Origin of the sequence: Ehrlichia chaffeensis str. Arkansas, assembly GCF_000013145.1 — a bacterium.
In the GTDB taxonomy this organism is placed as follows: Bacteria; Pseudomonadota; Alphaproteobacteria; order Rickettsiales; family Anaplasmataceae; genus Ehrlichia; species Ehrlichia chaffeensis.
On sequence record NC_007799.1, the window covers coordinates 406,318 to 432,654 of the forward strand.

General features: G+C 30.0%; 26 protein-coding genes. 20 read left to right on the top strand and 6 right to left on the bottom strand.

Annotation, left to right across the window (positions count from 1 at the left end):
• The first annotated feature begins 3 nt into the window (after positions 1-3).
• The 9 genes from rplO to ECH_RS01800 all read left to right on the top strand — a co-directional run bounded on the left by rplO (position 4) and on the right by ECH_RS01800 (position 9,716).
• The gene (rplO, locus tag ECH_RS01760; RefSeq protein ID WP_011452594.1) at positions 4-474 is read left to right on the top strand and encodes a 50S ribosomal protein L15; all 471 of its coding nucleotides are present in this window, start codon (positions 4-6) and stop codon (positions 472-474) included.
• Positions 475-518: 44 nt separating this feature from the next.
• Positions 519-1,817 (top strand): preprotein translocase subunit SecY, encoded by a 1,299-nt coding sequence (gene secY, locus ECH_RS01765; RefSeq protein WP_011452595.1) that lies wholly within the window; start codon positions 519-521, stop codon positions 1,815-1,817.
• Positions 1,802-2,467, top strand: a complete 666-nt coding sequence (locus ECH_RS01770) for an adenylate kinase family protein (protein ID WP_011452596.1) — start codon at positions 1,802-1,804, stop codon at positions 2,465-2,467. Before secY ends, ECH_RS01770 begins: the two co-directional genes overlap by 16 nt.
• Before the next feature lie 58 nt (positions 2,468-2,525).
• Entirely contained in the window at positions 2,526-2,897 is a 372-nt protein-coding gene (gene rpsM / locus ECH_RS01775) for a 30S ribosomal protein S13 (RefSeq protein WP_011452597.1), read from the top strand.
• Between the two features lie 11 nt (positions 2,898-2,908).
• Complete coding sequence (rpsK, locus tag ECH_RS01780; RefSeq protein ID WP_011452598.1) at positions 2,909-3,289, top strand: 30S ribosomal protein S11; 381 nt, start codon at positions 2,909-2,911, stop codon at positions 3,287-3,289.
• Between the two features lie 77 nt (positions 3,290-3,366).
• Positions 3,367-4,437 (top strand): DNA-directed RNA polymerase subunit alpha, encoded by a 1,071-nt coding sequence (locus ECH_RS01785; RefSeq protein ID WP_044147992.1) that lies wholly within the window; start codon positions 3,367-3,369, stop codon positions 4,435-4,437.
• A 9-nt stretch (positions 4,438-4,446) separates the two neighbouring features.
• Positions 4,447-4,848 (top strand): 50S ribosomal protein L17, encoded by a 402-nt coding sequence (gene rplQ / locus ECH_RS01790; RefSeq protein ID WP_011452600.1) that lies wholly within the window; start codon positions 4,447-4,449, stop codon positions 4,846-4,848.
• Positions 4,849-4,893: 45 nt separating this feature from the next.
• On the top strand, positions 4,894-7,260 hold the full coding sequence (gene pheT, locus ECH_RS01795; protein ID WP_011452601.1) for a phenylalanine--tRNA ligase subunit beta: 2,367 nt from the start codon (positions 4,894-4,896) through the stop codon (positions 7,258-7,260).
• Between the two features lie 431 nt (positions 7,261-7,691).
• The gene (locus tag ECH_RS01800; RefSeq protein ID WP_006011144.1) at positions 7,692-9,716 is read left to right on the top strand and encodes a ComEC/Rec2 family competence protein; all 2,025 of its coding nucleotides are present in this window, start codon (positions 7,692-7,694) and stop codon (positions 9,714-9,716) included.
• 1,049 nt (positions 9,717-10,765) lie between these two features.
• Here ECH_RS01800 and ECH_RS01805 read toward each other — a convergent pair.
• The 3 genes from ECH_RS01805 to rpmH form a co-directional block, all read right to left on the bottom strand.
• Complete coding sequence (locus ECH_RS01805; RefSeq protein ID WP_011452604.1) at positions 10,766-12,070, bottom strand: alanine/glycine:cation symporter family protein; 1,305 nt, start codon at positions 12,068-12,070, stop codon at positions 10,766-10,768.
• Between the two features lie 69 nt (positions 12,071-12,139).
• Positions 12,140-12,499 carry a ribonuclease P protein component gene (rnpA, locus tag ECH_RS01810; RefSeq protein ID WP_011452605.1) on the bottom strand — a complete coding sequence of 120 codons (360 nt, stop codon included), beginning with the start codon at positions 12,497-12,499 and terminating at the stop codon, positions 12,140-12,142.
• Positions 12,490-12,624 carry a 50S ribosomal protein L34 gene (gene rpmH, locus ECH_RS04740; RefSeq protein WP_011304695.1) on the bottom strand — a complete coding sequence of 45 codons (135 nt, stop codon included), beginning with the start codon at positions 12,622-12,624 and terminating at the stop codon, positions 12,490-12,492. The genes rnpA and rpmH overlap by 10 nt, the downstream gene beginning before the upstream one ends.
• A gap of 293 nt (positions 12,625-12,917) precedes the next feature.
• On the opposite strand from rpmH, the gene ubiA reads away from it, so the two are divergent.
• From ubiA to pstB, 4 genes are read left to right on the top strand one after another with little or no spacing between them, the layout of a single operon-like run.
• Complete coding sequence (gene ubiA / locus ECH_RS01815) at positions 12,918-13,796, top strand: 4-hydroxybenzoate octaprenyltransferase (RefSeq protein ID WP_080502263.1); 879 nt, start codon at positions 12,918-12,920, stop codon at positions 13,794-13,796.
• A 46-nt stretch (positions 13,797-13,842) separates the two neighbouring features.
• Positions 13,843-14,337 (top strand): flavin reductase family protein, encoded by a 495-nt coding sequence (locus ECH_RS01820; RefSeq protein WP_011452607.1) that lies wholly within the window; start codon positions 13,843-13,845, stop codon positions 14,335-14,337.
• Positions 14,334-15,137, top strand: coding sequence for a 4-hydroxy-tetrahydrodipicolinate reductase (gene dapB, locus ECH_RS01825; protein ID WP_011452608.1), 804 nt, complete (start codon positions 14,334-14,336; stop codon positions 15,135-15,137). The genes ECH_RS01820 and dapB overlap by 4 nt, the downstream gene beginning before the upstream one ends.
• A 19-nt stretch (positions 15,138-15,156) precedes the next feature.
• Positions 15,157-15,918 carry a phosphate ABC transporter ATP-binding protein PstB gene (gene pstB / locus ECH_RS01830; RefSeq protein WP_011452609.1) on the top strand — a complete coding sequence of 254 codons (762 nt, stop codon included), beginning with the start codon at positions 15,157-15,159 and terminating at the stop codon, positions 15,916-15,918.
• 290 nt (positions 15,919-16,208) lie between these two features.
• Here the strand turns inward: pstB and tgt are convergent, their stop codons facing one another.
• Entirely contained in the window at positions 16,209-17,399 is a 1,191-nt protein-coding gene (tgt, locus tag ECH_RS01835; RefSeq protein ID WP_011452610.1) for a tRNA guanosine(34) transglycosylase Tgt, read from the bottom strand.
• A gap of 143 nt (positions 17,400-17,542) precedes the next feature.
• Between tgt and rpmF the strand changes: the two genes are divergently transcribed.
• The 3 genes from rpmF to ECH_RS01850 are packed head-to-tail and all read left to right on the top strand — an operon-like array spanning position 17,543 to position 19,739.
• Positions 17,543-17,728, top strand: coding sequence for a 50S ribosomal protein L32 (gene rpmF / locus ECH_RS01840; RefSeq protein ID WP_006011400.1), 186 nt, complete (start codon positions 17,543-17,545; stop codon positions 17,726-17,728).
• A 28-nt stretch (positions 17,729-17,756) separates the two neighbouring features.
• Positions 17,757-18,770, top strand: a complete 1,014-nt coding sequence (gene plsX, locus ECH_RS01845) for a phosphate acyltransferase PlsX (protein WP_006011401.1) — start codon at positions 17,757-17,759, stop codon at positions 18,768-18,770.
• A 9-nt stretch (positions 18,771-18,779) separates the two neighbouring features.
• A complete protein-coding gene (locus ECH_RS01850) occupies positions 18,780-19,739 on the top strand; it encodes a beta-ketoacyl-ACP synthase III (RefSeq protein ID WP_011452611.1) in 960 nt (319 codons plus the stop codon).
• A gap of 63 nt (positions 19,740-19,802) precedes the next feature.
• Here ECH_RS01850 and ECH_RS01855 read toward each other — a convergent pair whose 3' ends face one another.
• Positions 19,803-20,225, bottom strand: coding sequence for a nucleoside deaminase (locus tag ECH_RS01855; RefSeq protein WP_006011890.1), 423 nt, complete (start codon positions 20,223-20,225; stop codon positions 19,803-19,805).
• 154 nt (positions 20,226-20,379) lie between these two features.
• Here ECH_RS01855 and ECH_RS01860 point away from each other — a divergent pair, with 154 nt between their 5' ends.
• The 4 genes from ECH_RS01860 to ECH_RS04835 all read left to right on the top strand — a co-directional run bounded on the left by ECH_RS01860 (position 20,380) and on the right by ECH_RS04835 (position 25,149).
• Positions 20,380-20,808 (top strand): hypothetical protein, encoded by a 429-nt coding sequence (locus ECH_RS01860; protein ID WP_006011887.1) that lies wholly within the window; start codon positions 20,380-20,382, stop codon positions 20,806-20,808.
• A gap of 540 nt (positions 20,809-21,348) precedes the next feature.
• The gene (locus ECH_RS01865) at positions 21,349-22,773 is read left to right on the top strand and encodes a replicative DNA helicase (RefSeq protein WP_044148160.1); all 1,425 of its coding nucleotides are present in this window, start codon (positions 21,349-21,351) and stop codon (positions 22,771-22,773) included.
• Positions 22,774-23,685: 912 nt separating this feature from the next.
• A complete protein-coding gene (locus tag ECH_RS01870; RefSeq protein ID WP_011452613.1) occupies positions 23,686-24,750 on the top strand; it encodes an FAD-dependent oxidoreductase in 1,065 nt (354 codons plus the stop codon).
• A gap of 258 nt (positions 24,751-25,008) precedes the next feature.
• Positions 25,009-25,149: a hypothetical protein gene (locus ECH_RS04835; protein WP_011452614.1), complete on the top strand. Its 141-nt coding sequence runs from the start codon at positions 25,009-25,011 to the stop codon at positions 25,147-25,149.
• Positions 25,150-25,422: 273 nt separating this feature from the next.
• On the opposite strand, the gene ECH_RS01875 is transcribed toward ECH_RS04835, so the two are convergent.
• Positions 25,423-26,331, bottom strand: a complete 909-nt coding sequence (locus ECH_RS01875; protein ID WP_006011037.1) for a hypothetical protein — start codon at positions 26,329-26,331, stop codon at positions 25,423-25,425.
• Positions 26,332-26,337: the final 6 nt, after the last annotated feature.

The window sequence follows — 26,337 nt, forward strand, 5'->3', positions numbered from 1 at the left end:
TTTATGGATACAGTTGTAAAATTGAATAATATATTTAGCGGGTTACCTAAAAATAAGAAGTCTAAAGTATTAGGTAGAGGTATAGGTTGCGGAAAAGGTAAAACTTCTGGTCGTGGACACAAGGGACAAAAGGCAAGGTCAGGGGTTTCTATAAATGGTTTTGAAGGTGGGCAACAGTCTATATTTACTAGATTACCTAAGAGGGGATTTAATTCCTTGCTTAAGCATAGGTATTCAATAGTCAATTTATCGACGATTCAAAGGTTGATTGATAGTAAAAAGATTGAAGATGTTTCTGCTATTACAAAAGAGGTTCTATATAATTTAGGAGTTATTTCTTCTATTAAAGAAAAAATTAAGATTCTTGGAAATGGTAAATTAAATACTGCGGTAGCAATAGAATATGATTTTATTTCAAAATCAGCAGAATCACAGGTTACTTTGTTAAGTAATGTATCAGCAAGTAAAGAATAGAATAGTATTTAAGTTCATAGTTAAGTAATATTATGTCACAAAAAATGGATTTACTATCTTGGAATAAGGATAATTTATTGGGTAAACTTTGGTTTACTTTATTTTGTCTTATTATATACCGTTTGGGTACATATATACCTATTCCTGGTATTAATCCAGATGTAATAGATGCAGTAGTTACAAAACATTCTGTAGGTGTTTTAGGAATTTTTAATGTATTTTCTGGTGGTGCTTTAGGTAGAATGACTGTTTTTGCATTAAATGTTATGCCATATATAGTATCTTCTATAATTATTCAGTTATTATCAGTAACTATTCCAAAATTAAATGAGCTGAGGCAAAATGGTGAATTAGGGCGGATTAAAATTAATAGTTATATACGGTATATGACTATTTTTTTCTGTATGGTTCAAGGTTTTGTTATTTTGCTTGGATTAGAAAAGATGAATACTGAAACTAGTATTGTAGTTATTGAGCCTGGTCTGTTATTTCGTATAGTGGGTATTAGCAGTCTTTTAGGTGGGACAATGTTTTTACTATGGTTAGGAGAAAGAATTAATAAAAATGGCATAGGTAATGGCGTATCTATGATTATATTTACGGGTATAGTAGCTGAATTACCTGGTTCTTTTTCTTCTATGTTTTTATTAGGGAAAAATGGAAATGTTCCAATATTTGTAATTTTATTGATGTTATTGGTATTTTTTGCGTTATTGTTATTAATTATTTTTATTGAAAAATCTTATAGAAAAATACTGGTGCAGTATCCAAAAAGACAAGTTAAGAATAAGTTATATGGTAGTAGTTCTACTTATATTCCATTAAAGATTAATATTTCTGGAGTAATTCCACCTATTTTTGCTAATGCTTTATTATTATCTCCGATTACAGTTGCAAATTTTCATCAAGGATCTCCATGGTCTGATTTTATATTAATGCATTTTTCATCTGGTAAATTACTATATATGGGGTGTTATGCATTATTAATAATATTTTTCGCGTTTTTTTATACGACTTTTGTTTTTGATTCAAAAGAGACGTCAGAGATATTAAAAAAAAATGGAGGTTTTGTTCCTGGGAAGAGGCCTGGGAATGGTACTTGTGAGTATTTTAATTATGTAATAAAGAGATTAACTGTTTTAGGGTCAATTTATTTAACGGTTATTTGTATAATTCCTGAGTTAATAAGGTATAATTATTCCATTTCTTTTACTTTAGGGGGTACTAGTTTTTTGATAATAATCAACGTAATAATTGATACGTTTTCTCAGGTGCAGACACATTTGTATTCAAGCAGATATAGTACATTAATTAAAAAGTCTGAGTTATGGAAAATAAAATAAATATGTTAATTTTTGGTCCTCCTGGGTCTGGTAAAGGTACGCAATGTCATATTTTGTCAAAAATTTATAGTACTATTTCTGTAATTTCAACAGGTGATTTGTTAAGGAGTGAAGCAAAACTTGATACTGATGATGGTAGAAAAATTAGGCAGGTTATTGAATCTGGTGATTTAGTAAGTGATGATATAGTGTGTAAGATGTTTGCTAAGTCTATTAGTAGAGTAAAGAGTGGATTTTTATTGGATGGATTTCCAAGAAATTTAAGTCAAGCAGAATTTTTAACGGAAATTCTAGAGGAATATAATAGCCGTATTGATATAGTGATACAGTTGCAATTAGATTTAGAGACGATAAAGAATAGGTTATATGGACGTATTGTGTGTAAAAATTGTGGACAAGTTTCTAATTTAAATTTTTTTGATAGAGCAATAGATGAAATTGTTTGTAAGTTTTGTAAAAGTAGTCAGTTAGATTATCGTTATGATGATAAAGTAGAAGTTATCATAAAAAGGGTTAATCAGTATGATAGAGAGATTAAAAAATTAGAAAATTATTATCGTGATAAGATTGTGTGCATTGATGCAGGTAAGCCAATAGAAGAGGTTACTTGTGATATAAAAGACAAAATAGCCCATTTAATTATTGGTTGACGTTAGTTTGCATATTTGCTATATTACAAAGCATTTATTATCTTGTGGAGGAAAGTTAGTGGCGCGTATAGCTGGAGTAAATATTCCTACAAATAAGCGTATAGTTATTGCTTTAACTTATATATATGGTATTGGGCTTTCTTTAGCTAATAGAATCTGTGAAGGTTGTAATATTGATCATAATGTTCGCGTTGTGAATTTAAGTGATGATGAAATTATTAGAATTAGGAATTTTATTAGAGAGAATTATATAGTAGAAGGTGATCTGAGGAAAGAAGTTAGCATGAATATCAAGTTTTTAACTGATATAGGGTGCTATAGGGGGTTAAGGCATAGGAGAGGGCTACCTGTTCGTGGTCAAAGAACTCATACTAATGCTAAGACTCGTAAAGGTAGATCGAAATTGCCAGTTGCTGCTAAAAAGAAATAACAAGGTATATTATGAGTGTAGTTTATAAAAAGAAAAAGAGAAATGTTGTAGTTGGGGTAGTTTATATTCATGCTACCTATAATAATATCATTGTAACAGTTACAGACCAGCAAGGACATTCGTTAATATGTACTTCTGCTGGAGCATGTGGTTTTAAAGGATCTAAGAAAGCTACTCCTTATGCAGCACAAGAGACTGCAAGTCATGCTGTTAAAACAGTTGTTGAACAAAATGGGATGAAGACAGTATCTATTAAAGTTTCTGGTCCTGGTGCAGGTAGGGAATCAGCTATAAGAGCTGTGCAAGCTTGCAATTTAAATGTTACTTCTATTAAAGATACTACAAAGCTTCCACATAATGGGTGTAAACTTCCAGGAAGACGTAGAGTTTAAGTATATTTGTTACTATGTGAGGTTCTATTGTGATTTTCGATGAGGATTCTAATTCTATTGCACAAGATTCGGGTTATATGGCAGTAGGAAATGCATATTCTAATGGAGTGAGTTATATATCAATGAGTGATCATTGGAGTAAATTAACTAAGCCTTCTTCTATTAAGGTAGTTCCTAGTGGTGCTTCTCCAAATAAGGCAGATTTAATTATTGAACCTCTTGAGAGTGGTTTTGCTTTAACTCTAGGTAATGCTTTAAGAAGAGTTATGATGTCTTCTTTGCGTGGTTTTGCTGTTTATGGTGTTGAAATAGAGAATGTTTTACACGAATTTACTTCGATTTCTGGGGTTAGAGAAGATGTAACAGATATTCTTTTAAATATTAGCATGATGAGAGTAAAGCTTTCTGGTATGAATAGTAAAGTTTTGTCTCTTAAAGTTAAAGGACCATGTGAAGTAAGATCTGGAATGATACCTGACACTGATGATTGCATTATACTCAATAAGGATTTGTTAATTTGCACTTTAGATCAAGGTGTAGATTTTAATATAAAAATGTATGTAAATGCTGGTAAAGGTTATGTTCCTGCTGTAAAGCGTAAGTCAGTTAATAAACTTGGTGATATACCAATAAATTTCATTGCAACTAATGCTCTTTATAGCCCTATAAAAAAGGCGTCTTTTAAAGTAGAAAGTAGTCGTATTGGTCAATTTACAGATTATGATCGATTGATTATGTCTGTGGAAACAGATGGGTCTATTTTACCTGATGAAGCAGTAGCATTAGCTGCAAGAATTTTACAAGATCAATTTCAACCATTTATTAATTTTGATGAAACTGATGAGCCTCATAAGAAAGTTGATGCTAAAGATACATTGCCTTATGATTCTAATCTGTTACGTAAAGTTGATGAGTTAGAACTTTCAGTAAGGTCTTATAATTGTTTGAAAAATGATAATATTACTTATATAGGAGATTTAGTCCAAAAGACTGAATCTGATATGTTAAGAACTCCAAATTTTGGTAGAAAGTCGCTTAATGAGATTAATGAGCTTTTAGCAAGTATGAATTTGCATTTAGGAATGAAAATTGCGAATTGGCCTCCTGAATCCATTGAGAGTTTAAGTAAACAATATAGTGAAGAATGAGGTTATATTATGAGGCATCGTGTTGCTCATAGAAAGTTTTCTCGTACCAGTGCTCATAGAATGTCTATGCTTTTAAATTTGTGTATATCTTTAATTAAGCATGAAAGGATATCTACTACTTTGCCTAAGGCAAAGGAAATACGTCCTTATGTAGAAAAACTTATTACTATTGGTAAAGTATATAAGGAAAAGAACTTAGTTTATGGGAAAAGATTACTAATTTCTAAGATTAAAAATCCTGATATAGCTGATAAGCTGATTGGTATATTATCAGTGCGCTATAAAAGTAGAAATGGTGGGTATACTAGAATTATAAAAAATGGATTTCGTAAAGGTGATAGTGCACCTATGGCAATTATAGAACTTGTTGATAGGCAGATAATAACTGTTGAGAGTAACAAGAATTCCTAGTTTTATTTTAAGTATTATTATGTTTTTTATCTCAAGTGACTTATTATGAGATTTACACTTTCGTGGTTAATGCAGTATCTTGATACAGATGTTTCTTTAGATATAATAGTTAATAAGCTTAGTGATATTGGTATAGAAGTAGATAACGTAGATTATTGTGAACACTTAAAAACTTTTGTAGTTGCTGAGGTATTGGAAGTAGTTCCTCATCATGCAGCTAATAGGTTAAAGGTTTGTCAAGTATTTGATGGAAAGGAAACTTTTCAAGTTGTGTGTGGTGCTTCTAATGTAAGAGCTGGGATAAAGTCTGTACTAGCACGTGTTGGCAGTATAATACCAAAAAATCAATCTGTGATTGAAGTAGTAAAACTGCGAGGTGTTGAAAGTTATGGTATGCTATGTTCTAAGGATGAATTAGGAATAGTAGATCATAGTAATTCTAATGATGGGATAATTGAACTGTCATCCGCTTATAATGTAGGAAATACTTTCTTTTCTTGTGATCCAATTATAGAAGTTAGTATTACTCCAAATCGTGGGGATTGTTTAGGAGTATATGGGATAGCTCGTGATTTAGCTGCTGCTGGTATGGGGAAGTTGAAATGCATAGATAATAATATTGTTAATGATTCTACTGCTTCTAATTCTTCTCCAGTTGATATTTGTATGCAAGCTGAAGGAATAGTTAAGGGGAGATATATTAAGGGAATAAAAAATTGTGAAAGTCCTAAATGGTTAAAGGATAATCTGTTAGTATGTGGGATAAATTCAGTTTCGTTTGTTGTTGATATAACAAACTATATAATGCTGTCTTTTAATAGACCACTTCATGTATATGATGCAAGTAAGATAAAGAAGAAGTTAATTTTTAAGAAGGCAGATAGTCAAATGGAATTTTCTGCTCTTAATGATAAGAAGTATATTTTAGGGACAGAAAACATTATAGCTGTTGACTCAAATGATAATATTCATAGTGTTGCTGGGATAATAGGTTCTCAGTTAAGTAGTTGCTCATTGGAAACAGAAGATATTTTCTTAGAATCTGCATGGTTTAACCCTATGGATATTGTTTTATCTTCAAGAAAAATTAAATTGTCTACTGATGCTAGTTATCGTTTTGAAAGGTTTGTTGACCCTAAGTTTTTACAGACTGGGCTAGATTTAGCTACAAAAATGATATTGGAGTATTGTGGAGGGGAATTTTTTGATGTTGTTTCTGATGAAAATTATCTAATTAATGATATAAGGTTAGATTTTTTGCCAGAATCTGTAAGAAAAGTGGGAAATGTTGATATTGCAACAAAACAAATTTTTGATTTTTTAGTTAAGCTTGGTTTTTTTGTAGATAATAGTAATGAAGATGTGTGGAAAGTTACTGTTCCTTCATGGAGGTCTGATATTCAGCATTCTTCTGATATTGTTGAAGAAGTACTTAGATTATATGGGTATGATAAAATATGTGAAGAACCTATACCTATTTCTCATGTTGATGTAGTTGATAACTCTTATGATAGGTTGAGGTCAGTACTGTTGAGTGAAGGTTTGATGGAAGTTATTACTTGGTCATTTACAAGTATGACATTTGCTAAAAAGTTAGGATATGATTCAGAATTGTTGCTACTTGATAACCCTATTAATGACAAGTTGAATTTAATGCGTCCTAGTGTTTTATTAAATTTACTACAGGTTGTTTCTGACAACCAAGCATATGGAAGTAGTGAAGTAGCTATTTTTGAAATAGGTCAAATTTACAATATTGATAATGTATGTAGTGGCAATAGTTATGTAGTAGGTGGTGTTAGGTATGGGAATAATTTCCCGCGTAATCTTTATAAACTTGATAGATCTGTTGATATTTTTGATGTCAAATCTGATGTTATCAGCATATTACGGGAATTGAATATTAATTCCGATGCTGTAGAATTTAAAAAATCTGATAAACCATATCTTCACCCTGTAAAATCTGCAGATGTGTATTTTAACAATATTTTGCTAGGGTATTTTGGGGAGTTACATCCTGATATTATACATTTGTACGAAATCAAACGTCCAGTAGTTTGCTTTGAAGTATTTTTATATAAAATTCCTCAAATCAATGTGATAAGTAAAGAGTTTGTTGAATCATGTTATCAGTTAGTAAAACGTGATTTTGCCTTTCTAATTGATAAAAATATAAGTGTACAGTGTTTAGTAGATGTTACTAAAAATAGCAATAGTACTTTAATCGATAATGTTGTAGTGTTTGATTTATATGAAGGAGATAATATAGGTGATAATAAATTATCTGTTGCATTGTCAGTTACTTTTAGGCCTGTTGACCACACATTAAATGATCAAGAGATAAAAGATGCATCTGATCGCATAATTAGTGCTGTTGCCCAGGAGCTAGGTGGAGTTCTTAGATCTTTTTAAGTGTGTAGTGTGCTATTCGTTTTATATATATTTTTTAGATGTTATTTAATCACTACAGTACATAAGTCAGTATGTAGTTTTTATAATTGTGCATTTTACTTTTAAAGTGAACAAGATGAAAATTTTGTTTTTCTATGGGCTGATGTTGTTTACCTTGTAATTAGTTGTAATCCGTGATTATCTAATCAGATGTGTTTTAAAAGAGTAAAGTGGATATTTTATTAATTTTCGTTTATTTACAATAGCAGATTTACTTTTAGTATCTAATATATAAGCATTTTCTAATGCAGACTAATTTTATAAGATAGGAAAATAAAATTCTCAATTTATTGTGGGTTATAGTCTTTTAAGGGAATATGTAGTCAAGATTAGGTTGTTTATAAAATAATATGTATTAACATATGTTAATATTTTAATTATTATTAAATTATATGCTATTGGTTAGTATAATTATCCGCAAAATAACATTATTGTTATGCAAGAATCTTAACGATAATAGAGATGTTCTTATAATTTGGGTACCAATATTACAGGGAATTGGCATAATAATATACTTTTCTTTGACTAATGAACCGCAGGATGATGTATTAGTATACATTGCTTTCTTATTATTGGTCGGTTTGGTTTTTATTTGTTTAAGGAAGTATAGTATTTTATTTATATCAGTTTTTTTTATCTTATTAGGATTTGTTAGTGTGCAAATAAAAGCACATTATTTTGTAGGTAGTGTATTACGACATCAGGTGTATGTAAGAGATGTTATTGCTACAGTTAAAGAAATAAGTATTCAACAGTCAAACAAAAGATTAGTTGTGTGTGACATCAAAGGTAGCAAATATGGAATAAAGTGTATTAGGTTAGGAGTTCGTACCAAATTAGACGATAATATTACAATAGGTGACATGGTACAATTTTCTGCAATTATTTATCCTCCATCAGTTGCTGTATCTCCATTTTCTTATGACTTTTCTCGTATAGCGTATTTTAAAAATATCAGTGCAGTAGGTTTTGCAGTTAGTAATATATGCTTATTCAAAAAAAGCAGAAGTAGACGAGTTACAGAATATATAGAACTTATAAGATTGAATATATATAAGGTGCTTCTGCGTAGCCTAACGGAAGATAGTGCTAATATATTAAGTGCACTACTAATAGGGAAAAAAGAAGGTATTAAAAGTGATATCATGGATACTATTAGAAATACAGGAATAGCTCATCTTTTTGCTATTTCTGGATTGCATTTATCTTTTATTGCTGGGTTATTTTTTTCTTTATCAAGAAGTTTATTAGTATTGTTTACAAAATTTGCTGAAAGCTATGACATAAAGAAAATCTCTTCTGTTATAGCTATTGTGGTGAGCCTAATTTATTTGTTAATTGCTGGGATGCCTGTTTCAGGTCAACGTGCTTTTATTATGGTAAGTTGTGTTTTTATTGGTATATTGATTGATCGAAATCATAATAATTTTTGTTCTATAGCGGTTGCATCATTTATTATATTATTGTTTAATCCTGAATCATTGCTAAGCCCAAGTTTTCAGATGTCCTTTGCTGCTGTACTTGCTCTTGTTGCTAGTCATAATATTTTTTTAAGATTAGTAGTTATGAATAATATAGTACAGTATTTTTCATCAATTGTTTTGAGTTCGCTGATTGCAAGTTTGGCTACACTTCCTTATGTAGTATATCATTTTAACTATTTTTCTATAGCAGGAGTTTTTGCTAATTTGCTTGCAATTCCAATTACAACATTTTTTATAATGCCATTGGGATTGTTATATATTGTATTGGGTATTGTCAATTTGGAATTTTGTGTTTCGTGGATGCTAGAAAGCACAGTAAATTTACTTATATATATAGTTAAGTATATTGCTAAAATAGATGGATTAGTAGTATTGTTTCATGCTTTTTCTTCAGTATCTATATTAATTATTACTTTAGGATTTTTATTTTTGTGTTTATGGAAAGGAAATATGAGATTTTGTGGATTAATATTAGTTATACTGGGATTTTTTGTTGGTATTAGTTATGTAACTCCTGATATTATGTTTAATCAACACAATATTGTAGTTAAAGAGTTAAATGGTAAATTATATGCAATTAATCAAAAGGCTCATTTGACAAGTTTTATAAATTTAACATGGGCAAGACAAAATGGTCAGAAGAAAATGTTAAAACATTATTCTGGAAATAATCAATACTTATCCTGTGAGAGAGCAGGGTGTATATATAACAAATTGGGAAGGAATGTTTTGATTGCTTATAATGCTGATTATGTAATGCAAAATTGTCAGGATGTAGACTTAATTATACAGGCTAAGAAGTTTATGTATCCGAGTGAATGTTTAACACAGCATATTAATTATAATAATACTAGTAAGTCATATGTTATTTGGATAACAAATAATGAGATAAAGATTGATGGGATGTTTGGTAACAGAATATGGAATACATAAGGAGTAATGAATTAGGAGTAGTAAATTTTAGTGATAGAATAGTTGCCGTTTACTTGTAATGTATGGAATATACTTATTCATGATTTATGCATTGTTGGTATACGAGTAATGAAATGTGTCGGTAATCAAGTTGTTAGTAATTCTACTCTTTTCATATCTCTCTACAGTTAAGATTGCAAATTGATGGGGGATAGGAAAGGATAAAAAATCATGGAATTCCGCATGATTGTACTGTAATTTATTGTGTATAAAATGAATTCAATTTTAAATGAATTTTAGTTGTTATATATACTAATCAGAATATTTATTCTTGATACTTGTTAGTGATATTATGTTATTGTTAAAAAACTAGTTTACCTCGTTAATAGTACATCCATTTTAATATAATGAACTCTGCTCTCTCAGTATAAAAGTGTACTGAAATACAAGTTGTTCATAAGAAGAACAAAATTGATAAGGTATCTGGTGGAATACGTGGATTTTTATTATTAAGCATAATTTGTTTCTAAACACCTAATAAAATGCACTCTTCTCTCTCGACTAAGAAGTGTTACTTGAATATAAGTTGTTACAAAGCAGCACAAGATTAATAAGGTATCTAGTGAAATATGTAGATTTATTATTAGGTACACTACATTTTTATTATTGAGCATAATTTGTTTCTAAACACCTGATAAAATGAACTCTTCTCTGTCAATATAAATGTTACTTAAATATAAGTTGTGGCAAAAAAGAACAAAATTGATGAAGTATCTGGTGAAATACGTAGATTTATTATTAGGTACACTACATTTTTATTATTGAGCATAATTTGTTTCTAAACACCTGGATCAAATGAGCTCTTCTCTGTCAACATAAAATGTTACTTAAATATAAGTTGTGACATAAGAAGAACAAAATTGATAAGGTATTTTAGTAAAATACGTGGATTTTTATTATTAGGTACATTACATTTTTGTTATTAAGCATGATTTGTTTCTAAATAAATCACCTAATAAATGAACATGTATTGACAACGTTCTTCTATATTAGTTAGTTTTTTGTTACTGCTACACTTTAAATATGTTTTTGTATTTTGGTAGTAATATTAGTATAGCAATAGTGTTACTAATTAATATTAGTGATATGGAAATGTCAGCTATGTCCCATAGAAGCTGCACTTTTCCTAATGCTCCTATTGGTATTATTATAGTGTATAAAATTTTCCACATTTTGATAAGTAAACTATCTTTTCCATCTGTAAGACAATATAAAGTGCTTTTAGCACAAACAAACCATGTGAAAACAGTTGTGAATGAGAAGCAAAACATGATTAGTATGATAACATAGTTTATGTATTCTGAATCGAATGCAGATTTAAATGCAGCAATACACATGTTTGTACTTTCAAGAGGGCCAGACCATGCATTAGTTACCAGTATAACTAGGGTTGTAACTAATGTGACAATCACTACTATAAATGGTGAAATTAAAGAAATCATACTTTGATGTGTATTGAAGTTTTTACTATTACTATTGATAGAGGAATGAACCATACCCTCTAACCCTAATCCTATATCTGTTGCAAATATACCTCTAAAAGTGCCTACTTGAATTATATGAAATGTTTCTAGTATGAATGCCCCTATCATTCCTGATTTAAAGCTATCAAAAGTTAGGAAATTAGCAAACATTAACTTTATAGAAGGTATAATATTGTCATTAAATTTATAAAGTACAAAAGATGCTAGTATTATATATGCTATAGCCATTCCTGGTACAAGTCTTGAAATTAATGCTGTAATAATTTCCAACCTTAATATTGTAACGGCAAAGAACATTGCACACATGAATAATCCTGCTATTATTGGTGGTTTGTTAATTAATTCCATTGGTATTGATAGAGAGTTAACTTGAACAAAATTACCTATTGCAATAGAACATATGAGCATGAGTATGGTGAAAACTATGACAGCTTTTTTTGACTTAAATGCATTTTTAAAATATATAGCGGGCCCTCCAATATATTGTTTATTGACTTTAACCCGTGTCTCTATACTTAGATAACAAGTTACATATTTAATAATTGAACAGAGAGTTACTATGATTATCATCCATAAAGCAAATCCTGGGCCTCCTGATTTTAATGCAACTGCTGTGCCTGAAATATTACCAACACCTAAATTCCCCCCTATTATTGTGCATAATGCACCAATAGAAAAAGACTTGTCACGATACTTCTTCATTGTGATTAATGAAATCGCACTTGGAAGTTTTGTAATTTGTAAGAATTTAGATTTTATTGATAAGTAAATACCAGTAAACAGCAACAGAAAAACTGCTGGAAAAGATAATACTAAATTTAATATACTCATAGTAATTCACACACGTTATACAAGAAAAAACTTATAGGAATAGCCAGTTACCTAAAACTTCAAGACTTCTTAAGAATATAAACTTGGAGTATTTAAATAACTTTTTAATCTCAATGACATTTCTTTAAAATTTACCTTTGGTGTATACCTATTACCAATTAATATATAATAATATCCCTTAATAGCATATTTAACAAGAACACTTTGTGCTAACACGCGAAAACGTCTTTTAACTTTATTACGCACAACAGCCTTACCAACTTTCTTACTGACTGTAAACCCAACTCTAACACACCCATCCTCTAAAAGACCATTAGGCTCTTTGGCGACCTGTAAAAACAACCCATTTCCACCTACAAAGGTACCATTATTCCTTGCAAATAAAAAACATTTCCTTTTTTTTACTGTGACTACACCCTTTAAGCGCATAGAACACGACGACCTTGAGCACGCCTGCGATTTAAAATCCTTCTCCCCATCTTAGTTGACATTCTTGATCTAAAGCCATGTCTACGCTTGCGTACAATTCTACTAGGCTGAAAAGTCCCCTTCATACCAGAATTTCCTAATAAATGTCAAAACCATGTCTATAAGCTACATGGTGTTGTAATATTTGTCAAGAAGGATATTTGATTAATGGAAATAATAATTTGTAAATTTAGTTCTTGGTTGAAATTGTTTTCAAATATTAAAATTACAGCTGTGAATTCATGGTGAATTATAAAAGATAAAGAAAGTAGTCATCTAATGTAATGGTACTATAATTTTTTTTATTTTTGTTAAAGTGGTAGTGTGCGTATAGTTACGCATGTTGCTACTTCTATGTCTGGTCATATTAGGAGGATGTATGTTGTGTAAAATAAAGGATATTATATCTAATTTCAGGAAATATCATTTGCTATTGAGGTTACATAGTGTAGAAATAATTTTATTATTGATATTTCCTAGTTTAGCTAGTATAGCCCTAGTATCTCATAGTGTATTACGTGCTTGTGGTTATATGTTTTTATGTTCCATAGGAGCATTTATTATGAGACCAGCTGGGTGTATAATTAATGATATTTTTGATAGAAAAATAGATTCAGAGGTAAAAAGGACACAAAATAGGCCATTGGCAAATAATAGTTTAAGTGTTTTTCAAGCATTGAAAATATTAGCAATACTTTTATTGTGTGCGTGTGTATTACTTGTGTTGACTAATATGTATACTATTAAAATTGCTATTGTATCAATGGTATTGATTGTTTTATATCCGTTAGCTAAGAGATATTTTGCTTGGCCACAGTTATTGCTTGGAATAGTCTTTAATACTGGAATATTGATGGGATGTACTATGACTGTTGGTCATTTAACATTAAGTTGTGTACTACTTTATATAGGATGTATTTTTTGGACGGTAGGTTATGATACTATATATGCTGCGCAAGATAAGGAGTATGATATAAAATTAGGATTGCAATCTACTGCAATAAAATTTGGTAATGATATTCGATTATGGATTGGACGGCTATATATGATTACTGTTACAATGTGGCTTTCTGCTGGAATAATTGCTGTGTTGCATCCTATTTTTTATCTAGCAATTCTGATTATTGCTGCAATTTTTTATTATCAGTATAAAAAATCAGATTTTGACAACCCAGAAAAATGTATGTATATGTTTAAAGTAAATATATATGTAGGGTTGATTTTATTTTTAGGCACTGTGTTTGGTAGAATATTATAAGCAATGTGAAATAGTGCTGTAGTTGTGTGGTGGGTAATTTAAATAAATGCAGATTGGTGATTGGTCTAAAACTCATATAAAATCTTGTTTCAGTGAGTTTGTTACTGGTATAACAGTTGTTACTACAGTGAGTCAAAATGGTAGTATGCATGGAATTACTGTGAATTCATTTAATTCTGTTTCTTTAGTGCCGCCTATGGTATTGTTTTCAATTGAGAAATCTGCTTCTAGGTTTGAAATATTTCATACATGTTCAAAGTTTATTGTGAACATATTGAGTGATAAACAGAAAAGTATATCTCAAAATTTTGCAGAGTGTGATGTGCAAAATTGGGAAGATTTTAGTTATAGTGTTCTGGATGGTATTCCAATCATTAATGGGATCATGTCTTATATATACTGTGCTAAGAAATATGTATATGATGGTGGAGATCATAAGATTATAGTTGGTGAGGTCATAAATTGTGCAAAACTAAATAATGATGATAAACCATTGGCGTACTACAAAGGTAAATATATGGTTATAGGAGGTGTGTTATGACACGAGTAAATATAGGTATAGTTGGTTGTTTGGGTAAACAAGGGAGAAGGTTGGTTAGTGAAATATCAGCGAGTCCTTATGCTCAAGTAAGTGGGGGGCTTGTTCGTTCAGGAAATCCACATGTTGGGCAAATTTTAGGAGAAGTTGTAGGATGTGATTGTTCTGTCAAAATTACTGATTCTTTGGAACATCTTTTTGAAACTTCAGATATTGTTATAGAATTTACTAATCCTGACATGTTATTAGAGTGTATCAAAATGGCTGAACAGAAGAAAAAGCCTTTATTAAGTGGTACTACTGGTCCAGCTGCTACAGAAATGGTTTTTGAAGATTATATTAAGAGTATACCATTTTTATGGACTACAAATGTAAGTTTTGGTGTTAATATACTTGCAAAATTGGTTCAAGAGGCTGCAAAGAAGCTGTTTGATTATGATATTGAAATATGGGAGATGCATCATAGATATAAGAAGGATTCTCCATCTGGTACATCTTTAATTTTAGGAAAAGCTGCAGCTAAGGGAAGAAATGTTCCTTTCCAAATGGCTCAATATGTGAGAGGTACTCCACAGGAAGCTAGAAAAGATGTGAATACTATTGGATATTCTGTATCTAGAGGTGGTGCTGATTTAAGTGATCATAGAGTCATGTTTGTCAGTGATGAGGAAATGATAGACTTTAATCATAGAACGTTAAATAAAAACCTTTATGCAAAAGGAGCTTTAAAAGCTGCATTATGGTTAGTCAAGCAACCTCCTGGTGTATACACAATGTCAGATATGATGGCTGCTGTAGAGTAGTTATTTAATTAGGGTTAATATGTCACAACGAATTCATGCTTCAGCTAGAAATTTAAGTTTATGGTATGATACTAACCAAATTTTATATGATATAAATTTGGATGTATATAAAAGAGAAGTTACAGCTTTTATAGGTCCTTCAGGATGTGGTAAATCTACTTTCTTGAGATGTTTTAATCGTATGAATGATTTTATATCAAATTGTAAAATTAAGGGTAGTTTAAATGTTGATGACATAGGTGTTTATTCTGTTAATACGAATGTGGTTCTTCTTCGTGCAAAAGTTGGTATGGTTTTTCAAAAACCTAATCCTTTTCCCAAGTCTATATATGATAATGTTGCTTATGGTCCAAAACTACACGGGTTGGCTAAGAATAAGAAAAAGTTAGATGAAATTGTAGAAAAAAGCTTAACAAGTGTTGGTTTGTGGGAAGAGTTATGTGATAGATTAAAAGATAATGCTTTTGAATTATCTGGTGGACAACAGCAGCGCTTATGTATAGCGCGTGCTATTGCAGTGAGGCCAACTATGTTACTTATGGATGAACCATGTTCTGCTCTTGATCCTGTTGCTACAAATGTAATTGAGAATTTAATACAAAACTTAAAGAAAAATTTTACCATTATTGTAGTAACTCATTCTATGAAGCAAGCTAAGAAAATATCTGATAGAGTAGCAGTTTTTGATTCTGGAAGAATAGTTGAATATAATACTACTCAAGAGATTTTTCAAAATCCACAGTCAAGTAAAACTCAGAGGTATATAGTAGATCAGTTATAGTAATATTTTATATAACCACATGGTAAGTTTGGGATTTATTGTATCTATGAAGATGTAAATGGAATAGCATTTTTTACTGTAATGGCTAATGAAAGTAAGGCTTAGAAGGCTTGGATAAGATACAAAAATAATAGATAAATTATATGTTAATATGAAGCTGGATTATTGCATATATTAGGATATTAAATCATTCGAAAAATTTTTTCAAGACCCATAGTGAGTAAAATGTAGGAAGTAATTTGATAGTGTTAATTAAGGAGAATTTTTTTAATTCTCTTAAGACTGAGTTTTTATTTTATAACCCATTGGTTTTGTTCTTCTGCTAGTGTATTATTAAGTATTGCTTTTCTAATAGACTCCATTAAGTTATTCATAAAATATATATTGTGTATACTAATTAAACTGTAAGCTAATAATTCTTGTGCTTTTAAAAGATGGTGTATATATCCTCTTGAATGATTACAACATGTAAAACATAAGCAATCTGGTTCTATAGGGTTTGTATCTATTTTAAATCTTTCATTTCGTAGATTTATATGTTCTTTAGTACGGGTTTCTTCTTTTCTGTGGTTTGGTTTTACTAATGCCCCACCGTGCCTAGCTATTCTTGTTGGGTATACGCAATCGAAAGTATCGATACCTGCTTTTACGCCTTGAAAGATATCATCAATATTGCCTATTCCTAATAGGTGAATAGGGCGATTTTTATCTAGGTTGCTTGTTGTTAATGAAACGATGTCATACATTTGTTGTTTACATGCTCCTAATGAACCGCCAATTGCATGTCCAAAGAATGGCATATCATTTATAAAGCTACAGCTATTAATCCTAAGATCTTCATGAATTCCACCTTGAATTATCCCATATAATGCTTGAGAATAATTGTTATTTTTTTTAAATTGATCAATGCATCTGACAGCCCATCTATGACTCATATTCATTGAATTTTTTGTGTAATCATAACTAACATGGAATGGAGTACATTCATCTAGTACAACAATTAAATCTGCTCCTAGTTTTTGTTGTATTTGTATAGATTTTTCTGGAGTTAGGTGATATGTGCTACCGTTTATATAGGATTTAAATATAGCTCCTTCCTCGTTAATGGAAACTAGGGTTTTTGAAGTGTACTTTCTTCCTGCGCTTTTAATTTCATGTGACACTGAACCATACCCTAAACTAAATATTTGGTATCCACCTGAATCTGTAAGCATTGGTTTATTCCAACCAGTAATTTTATGCAAGCCTCCTAATTTTTCAATAATGTCTTCACCAGGTTGTAACATTAGGTGATAAGTATTAGATAATATGATTTGTGTATTTGATTCTTTAATTTTTGATATATCAACAGATTTTATAGCTGCTTTTGTAGCACAGAATATAAAGGCTGGAGTATTGATTATACCGTGAGGAGTAAGTATGGTACCTAGTCGTGCGTTATTGTGTTGATGTATAATTTTGAAGTTAAAATTTTTGTACATAAGTAAGTAAGAGATTCAGTAGTTAATGATAATATTTAAATTATTTTCTAAATTTTTGCTAGGTGTTAGTTGAAAAATATTTGCTAATTTGCGTGTTTTCAATAATAATGTAGGCTAGTATTTTTAATTTTGGAGTTATATTAATGGCTGTACCAAAAAGAAAGAAGTCAAAGTCACGTCGTAATATGCACCGTTCACACTGTAGATTGAAAGTTCCTAATATTGGTATTGATAAGACAACAGGGGAGTATAAATTATCTCATCATGTATGCTTAGGTGGATATTATAATGAGAAACAGGTATTAGAAGTAGATAGTAGTAATGTATAGTTAATTTAATTTTTTGGGAAGTATGTAAATGAGCATAATATCAATTGCAGTGGATGCTATGGGTGGAGATTTTGCTCCTGAAGCAGTAGTAAGCGGGTTGGATTTTGCTTTAACAAATTTATTAGATGACCAAAATGTTTCTTTTAATATATACGGGCAGGGAAGCCAAGTGTTGCCTATATTAGATAAATATAAGGATTTAAAAGAACATAGTGTATTTATTGATACTCCAGAAGTAGTATTAGCAAATGATAAACCATCCTTTGCGCTAAGAAAACGTCGATCTTCTAGTATGTGGTGTGCAATTGATAGTATAAAAAGTGGTGTAACCTCTGGAGTTGTATCTTCTGGTAACACAGGTGCTTTAATGGCTATTTCACGTTTTTTGTTGGGAACACTTCCTAACATAGATCGTCCAGCGATTTGTACTGCTCTTCCTTCTAGAGGTGAGGAGTATTTTGTATTATTAGATTTGGGTGCAAATATTGAAAGCAGTTCAAATGCTTTATTTCAATTTGCTATTATGGGGAGTGCTTTTGCAAAAGCTGTGTTGAATATTGCTAGCCCTAAAGTAGCATTACTAAATGTTGGCCAAGAAGAAGTTAAAGGCACAGATGTTATCAGAGAAGCATTTTTATTATTGAAACAAGCTGAAGGTAGGATAAATTTTTGTGGGTATATTGAACCTATTGATATACTAGGAGATAAAGTTGATGTTGTAGTTACTGATGGATTTTGTGGGAATATTGTATTAAAGGTAGCTGAGTCTATTGCATATACTTTTAAGTCAGTTTTTGAAAAGTCCGTTACTAGTTCTATAATATCAAAATTTGCAGGATTATTGCTAAAATCCCAGATGAAAAAAGATTTTATGAGGTTTAATCCTAAAATGTATAATGGGGCTATGTTATTAGGTCTAAATGGTGTTGTGGTGAAAAGTCATGGAAATGCTGATAAGGTAGCTTTTGCTCATGCTATTAAAGTGACTGTAAATGCTGTGCGTAATGATATCAATGCTAAAATTATTCATGAATTAAGTTAATGTTATTCTATGAAAAGATCTACTATACTGGGAATAGGCTCATATTTGCCTAAAAAAATAGTAACAAATGATGAACTTGCTTTAACTGTTGAAACTAGTGATGAGTGGATAGTAAAAAGGACTGGTATAAAGCAAAGGCATATTGCTGAGAATAATGAAATGACATCAGATATGGCAGCAAATGCAGCAAGGTTAGCTTTGACTGATGCTTGTGTTCATAAGGATGACATTGGGTTAATCATTGTTGCTACTACTACTCCAGATAGAACTTTTCCTAGTTGTGCTACTATAGTGCAAGATAAATTAGAATGTAAAAATGCATTTGCTTTCGATATTCAAGCAGTATGTTCTGGGTTTGTATATGCAATATCTATTGCTGATAATTTTATTAAATCTGGTCAGGTAAATACAGCTTTAGTTATAGGGGCTGAAATTATGTCTAGAATTTTAGATTGGCAAGACAGATCAACGTGTGTTTTATTTGGTGATGGAGCAGGTGCAGTAGTTTTAGGTAACAATTCTGAAAAGGATAGTGGTATTATATCAACTATTTTACATTCTGATGGAGCTTTTTGTGATTTATTGTATACCACTGGTGGTACTGCATATAATGGTCATGCTGGGACAATCTGTATGAATGGTACTATTGTATTTGAACATGCAATTGAAAAATTGAGCGCTTCTATACTTGAAATTTTAGACCAAAATGATTTAGAAATAAATGATGTTGATTGGTTTGTTTTACATCAGGCTAATATCCGTATTATTGAATTGGTAGCACGTAGACTGAAAATACCTTATGAAAAAATGGTTGTTAGTGTTAATTGGCACGGTAATACTTCTGCAGCATCAATTCCTTTAGCGCTATCTTATGCAAAGAGTTCTGGAAAGTTAAAGAAACACGATATTGCTATATTGGCAGCAATAGGTGGTGGTTTTACTTGGGGAACATGTTTAGTACGTATTTAGCTGTTAGATTGTATTAAAAACAGTGATGTATTTTTGATTAGTGGAAATTAAGTTATCTATAAATTACTCTTTTCTTAGTTTTTTAAAAAAATCTGTTATAAGTTTTGTATTTTCTGCTTCTAATATTCCACCATATACTTCTGGGACATGATGGCAAAATTGAAAAATTCTAGCTCCATTTTCAATTGCTCCATATTTTTTGTTGTAAGCTCCAAAATATAATCTACGTATCTTAGAAAATGATATTGCTTGTGCACACATTGCACATGGTTCTAAGGTTACATATATATCACATTGGTTTAATATATGAGTAGATAATATTTTACATGCATTTCGTATAGCTAAAATTTCTGCATGAGCAGTTGGATCTATATCATGTATGTTTGAGTTATTAGCAGAAGATATTACTTCATTGTTATGTACTATAACTGCTCCTACAGGTACTTCTAGCAGATCTTCTTGTGCTTTTGATATAGCTAATTTCATGTATGTATAGTTAAACACTGTTTTATTTTTTAGTTAAAGGAGTATTATATAATAGAAAGGAGTTGATTAGTATTTATATATTTTGATAAAGGGGGTGGTTACCATTGTGGTAAAATTGTGATATAATATACACGTAGAGTTTTTATATATTTTTATGTATTTTGATATTCTTATTTATTTAGTCCTAGCTTTAGGTATTTTAGGCATTTGTATTGCTTTATTTACCTTCTATAAAAGTTATATACGTGAGAGTATTTTTAAAATATTTGTTGATAATGATTATGATGAAGATCAACTAACAGATGAAGAGAAATATAAAAGGTATATAGAGAAAAAACAAAAAGAGCTTATAAAACATCAGATGTTAATAAATGATGTTGCTAGAGATCAAGTAGAGTATAAAAGTAATATTAAAATTATTAATGTTATGGAGCCAATAGGCCAGTGGACTAAGCTTGTGATGTCAGAGAAATTACAAAGGTTTGCTGGATTGAAGTTTGATAAAGAGCAAACAGGCTTTTGGCAAATGTTTGTTAGTATGAGATCCTTATCTCAAGGAAAGTATAGGGGAAGATCTAAATAGTTAATCAGTACTTTCTCTTTATAAAATCTAAAAGTAACGATAAATCTACATATCGATAATAGTTGTTATAATACATATGTTGTGTGATATTATAAGTCTGATAAATAAGGTTGTTTAATTATTATATTGAGAAAGTTTGTACACTATCATACTTGTAAGTGTTGATATATAAGTAGCATTTATATGTTATCAAATGTAAGATTTCATTTTTTTAAATATATGAGTAATGAAGCATAGTAATTTTTAGTATGTTTATCAAGCAATAAATTATAGAGAAATTTTATTCATGAAGTTGTGCTATAAATAAAACTCTAATTATTACAAGAATTTAATGTATTCTTATTGTTGCTAAATAAGTGTGTTAGAGAAGAAATTGTAATGTGAAGTTGGAAATATATTAATTGGGTTTTTTTAAGTTGTTAGTGACTGTAAGATGTTATAAATAGTTATAATCGAGTTTTTATCTAAATTGTAGTAATGTTATTTTGAGAGGGTATTTTGGAATTAAAATCAAACACTAGTAAGAATTTTGGCCAATTAATGTCTGAGCTTCCCTGTAATATTGAAGCTGAGCAAATACTATTGGGTTCAATGTTGCGTGATAATAGAATTTGTGATGCGGTTGAAGATATAATAACAAGTGATGTGTTTTTTGATAGTCTTCATAGGCGTATTTTTGAACAAATAGTAAAAATTAATAAGCGTGGATTGGTCGCTAATGAAGTTAGCTTAAAAATGTTTTTTGATAATGATGAAGATTTAATTGAATCTGGTGGAGTTGACTATTTAGCAAAAATTGCAGCAAAAGCTAGTATTATTTTTGATATTAAGAATGTTGCAAATATAGTTGTTGATACTTATTTGAGGAGATGCCTGATTTCATTTGGGCAAGATTTAATTAGTGGTGCATATAATTATGATGTTGATAATTCTGCAGTTTATCAAATAGAAAGTGCTGCGCAAAAGTTATTCTTACTTGGCAATCAAGGAAAATCTGATAAAACTTATCATCAATTTGCACTTTTAGTTGCAAATATTAAGAAAAGAATAGAATTTGCAAAAAATAATGAAGGGACATTGCAAGGTGTGTCTGTAGGGTTTCGTGATTTAGATCAGCTGCTAAATGGATTACAGAAGTCTGATTTACTTATTTTAGCTGCACGTCCATCTATGGGTAAGACAGCTTTAGCACTAAATATGGCATTAAATGCATGTAAAATTTTAAGTAATAGTAGTCAGTACAATGGGCAACATATTGGTTTTTTTTCATTAGAAATGTCAGCGGAGCAGTTGGCTTCTAGGGTAATAGCAATTGAATCAGATGTAAGTTCTTATAAAGCATTATCTGGAAAAATTAGTGGGGAAGAACTTAAAAAAGTACTTGATGCTAGTACGAAGGTATGTAATTTGCCGTTAATTATTGATGATTCATCTAGTATTTCTATAAGTAGCTTAAGAACTAGAATTCGTAGGATGCATCAGCTGTATAATTTGGAAGCTGTTTTTATAGATTACTTGCAATTAGTCAAGGGTACGACTAAACGCAGTGGGGAAAATAGAGTTCAGGAGGTATCAGAAGTTACACAAGGGTTAAAAGCTATTGCAAAAGAATTAAATATACCGGTTGTAGCCTTATCTCAATTATCAAGGTTAGTTGAGCAGCGTGATGATAAAAAGCCTCAGTTATCGGATTTAAGGGATTCTGGTAGTATAGAACAGGATGCTGATGTTGTAATGTTTTTATATAGAGAAGAATACTATGAACTTAGAAAACAGCCATCTGAAGGTACAGCTAAACATGTTGAATGGCAAGAAAGGATGAATTCAATAAGTAATGTTGCAGATATATTGATTTCAAAACAGCGTAATGGTCCAATTGGAAATATTAAATTATTTTTTGAAGCAGAAAAAGGTAGATTTAGGGATTACACAGCAAAATATAATCCTGCAGATTTTAATTTTTAAAATTCGTTTTTTTATACTGTGGCTTTCTAGATAGAGATCACTGTATAAAATGAGTAGGTTTATTTTTGCAAATAGTAGTAGTAGTGATCTTACGTACAAGATATACGTTGAAATTTTGCTATAATAAATAGAAATATATGTGTGAGATATTTTTAAAGGAATTTCTACAGTATGAAACAGTTTAATACATTATTGGTCTTGTATACTAAAATGTGTAGAAATTTTCCTAATAACAAAAACTATGTAATTCATTCTCAATGAAAATATTTGATCAAATGTTCACCTATACACTGGATATGTAATGTAGTAAGTGTCTAACTTACTATAAATGATGATTATTTGTATATGGTGAAATATTCAAAATTGTATGATTGTAATTTTTTATAGTGAAAGGTAGGAGAGAGTTCAATTAGTGTATTTAATATGTGGTGTGTTTTACTTTTAAATAAGTGATTTGTGAGTGTAGTTTAATGTTTAGATATTAGTTTTTATAATAAAGTACTTTTTTGTGTAGGATTTCATGGTAATTTTTTATAATGAAAGGTAGGAGAGAGTTCAATTAGTATATTTAAGATATAGTGTAGTTTTACTTTTAAATAAGTGATTTGTAAGTGTAGTTTAATGTTTAGATATTAGTTTTTATAATAAAGTACTTTTTATATAGGATTTCATGGTAATTTTTTATCATGAAAAATACAAGAGAGTTTGTATTAGTATATTAAGATGTAGTGTGGTTTTACTTTTGAAAAAGTGATTTGTAGGTGGAGTTTGGTGTTTAAATATTAGTTTTAATGTAATGAAGTACTTTTTATGTAGGATTTCATGTTTTTATTAAGATGCTTTTAAGGTATGAAATGAGAAATTATGTTACTATAAAGATTATTGTTTGGAAATTTTATACTAGATTTGATCATGAATAAAAAAGCAGGGGTTGTAGGCGCAGGATTAGTAGGTAGATTATTAGCGTTAAGGCTATTACATGATGGTTGGCAAGTTACTTTGTTTGATAAATTTGGTAAAAATGATAGACGAAGTTGTGGTGCTATTGCTGCAGGTATGCTTGCTTTATATTCAGAATCAGAAAAAATGGAGCAAATAGTTTTTGATTTAGGTATAAAGTCATTAAATTTGTGGCCAAAAATTCTCAATAGTATGTTGGGTAATACTTCTTTTAAGATGCTTGGCAGTATAGTAGTAGCTCACAGAAATGACATGTCAGACCTTGAAAGAATGATGATGCTTATAAAAAGAAAATCACATGTTAGTAATTTAGAGATAATAGATGAGAATGCTTTAAAAATATTTGAACCTGATCTCTCTTTTCCTTATGGATTATATATACCAGGAGAGGCACAAATTGATAGCTCTCAGCTCTTTTATAATATAATGCGTACTTTAGAACAATATAATGTTACTTGGTATGAACATGTTGTTGTTGATAAAATTATAGATGAAATTGTGGTTATAGAAAGTGGTAAAGAATATAGGTTTGATTTTGTTTTTGATTGTCGAGGTATAGGAGCAAAAAGTGATTTGCCTAATATAAGAGGGGTGAGAGGTGAAGTATTGTTATTACATGCTCCACAAGTTAATTTAAACAGACCAATTAGAATGGTGCATCCCAGGTATAGTATATATATAGTTCCTAGACAGAATTTTCAATTTGTTATTGGAGCTACTGAAATAGAAAGTTGTGATATGTCTGAAGTTTCAGTACAATCTGTACTAGAGTTACTATCTGCTGCTTATTCAGTGCATAAGGGTTTTGCTGAAGCAAGAATTATAGATATGTCAGTGAATTGTAGAGCAGCCTTTTCTGATAATTTACCTAAAATATATGTTCATAATAATCTTATTAGGATTAATGGTCTGTATAGGCATGGGTATTTATTAGCTCCGTCGTTGATAGAAGAAGTAGTATTGTTGCTTAATGGAAACTTGAATACTCATTCCTCAATTATTGAAATGGTTAGCTAATATAGAGTAATAATGATTTTGTTTTAGGTAGTCATATTCTGATAATTTACCTAGAATATATGTTCATAATAATCTTATTAGGATTAATATCTGTATTGGCATAGGTATTTTTATTAGCTCCATCGTTGTAGAAGAAATAGTATTGTTGCTTAATGGAAATTTGAATACTCATTCCTCAATTATTGAAATGGTTAGCTAGTATAGAGTAATAATGATTTTGTTTTAGGTAGTCATATTCTGATAGTTTACCTAAAATATATGTTCATAATAATCTTATCAGGATTAATGGTCTGTATTGGCATAGGTATTTTTATTAGCTCCGTCGTTGTAGAAGAAATAGTGTTGTTGCTTAATGGAAATTTGAATACTCATTCTTCAATTATTGAAATGGTTAGCTAGTATAGAGTAATAATGATTTTGTTTTATAGATGATCATATACTTATGGTTTATGATTCTTAGTTAAATGTGGATTATGGTGTTAATAATTTTTTAGAGTGTCATTAGATAGTGTGTTAATTATTTTAATGTTATTTCTGTGCTTTTCAAAAAGGTAAGCAAAAAGCTATATTATATCTGATCTTTATGTTAATAATCCACAATTTTATATAAGAAGAGTTTGATTTTTAATAGTCACTTTATGTGATGTATAGTTCTAATAGTTTTTGGAAATATTATTCAATAATGTTCATATCAATTATTTTAATACTATTTTCATCAAAATTTTCAGGTTTTTCGAAATTAGTAAAAAGTTTAGGAGATACAATCATGGATCGTGTCATATCTGATCTCATATTAATGAGTCCTAACTCTATCGCAAGAGGAGCTTCATTTTTGCCAATTTCTACTTTTAATTCTTGATCTTCTAGTAATACTTTTCCATTTGATTCTCGTACTGTATATTTTACGCTTACACTATCTCCACAGTGTATCTTATTGACAGTACCTTCATAATTTTCAATAGTATTGTTAAAAATTAATATATCATTGACTTCATCTGGATATGATGAATTAATGGATATTAATTTAACATAGTATTGTTCTTTTAAGTTGCCTTCTTGGTCTGTTAGTATAATAATACGTTCACCTTCTTCTTCCATACCTGCTATTGTATAATTTAGTTCTTTTATAATACTTTCTCCTAATTTAAATGTTACTTCCTGTGGAATATTTTTTAATGCTTGAGAAAGGATGTTTTTGCTTTCTGAATCATATAGGAATTTATGTATTATTGCGGAAATATTTTGTCCACATAGTGCTTTTTTACCATTTCCTTCTACAATATCGTGTATTTTAAAGAGATCTGGTTTTATAGTTTTATGTTTAATGTGCTCAAGGTAATCAACTAATCCATTTATTTTTATGTAGTAATCAATACGAGATTCAATGATTGGTCTTAATAAATCATATCCTATAATGTGTGTCAGAGAATGATTAACATTAATTTTGTATGGTTTATTAGAAAGATTTGTATGTTGGTTGAGTGTTGTTTTTGTGTATAATATTGTTAATGCTTTTCCTACAAGTGTTATAGCTACTATGGTAAGACAGACATATAATAATCTATAAAATATTTTCTTCATGTTTTT

Bases quoted from the DNA above. Each gene is read 5' to 3' on its own strand.
- rplO (WP_011452594.1), top strand. From the start codon at position 4: ATGGATACAGTTGTAAAATTGAATAATATATTTAGCGGGTTACCTAAA.
- secY (WP_011452595.1), top strand. From the start codon at position 519: ATGGATTTACTATCTTGGAATAAGGATAATTTATTGGGTAAACTTTGG.
- ECH_RS01770 (WP_011452596.1), top strand. From the start codon at position 1,802: ATGGAAAATAAAATAAATATGTTAATTTTTGGTCCTCCTGGGTCTGGT.
- rpsK (WP_011452598.1), top strand. From the start codon at position 2,909: ATGAGTGTAGTTTATAAAAAGAAAAAGAGAAATGTTGTAGTTGGGGTA.
- ECH_RS01785 (WP_044147992.1), top strand. From the start codon at position 3,367: ATGGCAGTAGGAAATGCATATTCTAATGGAGTGAGTTATATATCAATG.
- rplQ (WP_011452600.1), top strand. From the start codon at position 4,447: ATGAGGCATCGTGTTGCTCATAGAAAGTTTTCTCGTACCAGTGCTCAT.
- pheT (WP_011452601.1), top strand. From the start codon at position 4,894: ATGAGATTTACACTTTCGTGGTTAATGCAGTATCTTGATACAGATGTT.
- ECH_RS01800 (WP_006011144.1), top strand. From the start codon at position 7,692: ATGCTATTGGTTAGTATAATTATCCGCAAAATAACATTATTGTTATGC.
- ECH_RS01805 (WP_011452604.1), bottom strand. From the start codon at position 12,070: ATGAGTATATTAAATTTAGTATTATCTTTTCCAGCAGTTTTTCTGTTG.
- rnpA (WP_011452605.1), bottom strand. From the start codon at position 12,499: ATGCGCTTAAAGGGTGTAGTCACAGTAAAAAAAAGGAAATGTTTTTTA.
- rpmH (WP_011304695.1), bottom strand. From the start codon at position 12,624: ATGAAGGGGACTTTTCAGCCTAGTAGAATTGTACGCAAGCGTAGACAT.
- ubiA (WP_080502263.1), top strand. From the start codon at position 12,918: ATGTTGTGTAAAATAAAGGATATTATATCTAATTTCAGGAAATATCAT.
- ECH_RS01820 (WP_011452607.1), top strand. From the start codon at position 13,843: ATGCAGATTGGTGATTGGTCTAAAACTCATATAAAATCTTGTTTCAGT.
- dapB (WP_011452608.1), top strand. From the start codon at position 14,334: ATGACACGAGTAAATATAGGTATAGTTGGTTGTTTGGGTAAACAAGGG.
- pstB (WP_011452609.1), top strand. From the start codon at position 15,157: ATGTCACAACGAATTCATGCTTCAGCTAGAAATTTAAGTTTATGGTAT.
- tgt (WP_011452610.1), bottom strand. From the start codon at position 17,399: ATGTACAAAAATTTTAACTTCAAAATTATACATCAACACAATAACGCA.
- rpmF (WP_006011400.1), top strand. From the start codon at position 17,543: ATGGCTGTACCAAAAAGAAAGAAGTCAAAGTCACGTCGTAATATGCAC.
- plsX (WP_006011401.1), top strand. From the start codon at position 17,757: ATGAGCATAATATCAATTGCAGTGGATGCTATGGGTGGAGATTTTGCT.
- ECH_RS01850 (WP_011452611.1), top strand. From the start codon at position 18,780: ATGAAAAGATCTACTATACTGGGAATAGGCTCATATTTGCCTAAAAAA.
- ECH_RS01855 (WP_006011890.1), bottom strand. From the start codon at position 20,225: ATGAAATTAGCTATATCAAAAGCACAAGAAGATCTGCTAGAAGTACCT.
- ECH_RS01860 (WP_006011887.1), top strand. From the start codon at position 20,380: ATGTATTTTGATATTCTTATTTATTTAGTCCTAGCTTTAGGTATTTTA.
- ECH_RS01865 (WP_044148160.1), top strand. From the start codon at position 21,349: ATGTCTGAGCTTCCCTGTAATATTGAAGCTGAGCAAATACTATTGGGT.
- ECH_RS01870 (WP_011452613.1), top strand. From the start codon at position 23,686: ATGAATAAAAAAGCAGGGGTTGTAGGCGCAGGATTAGTAGGTAGATTA.
- ECH_RS04835 (WP_011452614.1), top strand. From the start codon at position 25,009: ATGTTCATAATAATCTTATCAGGATTAATGGTCTGTATTGGCATAGGT.
- ECH_RS01875 (WP_006011037.1), bottom strand. From the start codon at position 26,331: ATGAAGAAAATATTTTATAGATTATTATATGTCTGTCTTACCATAGTA.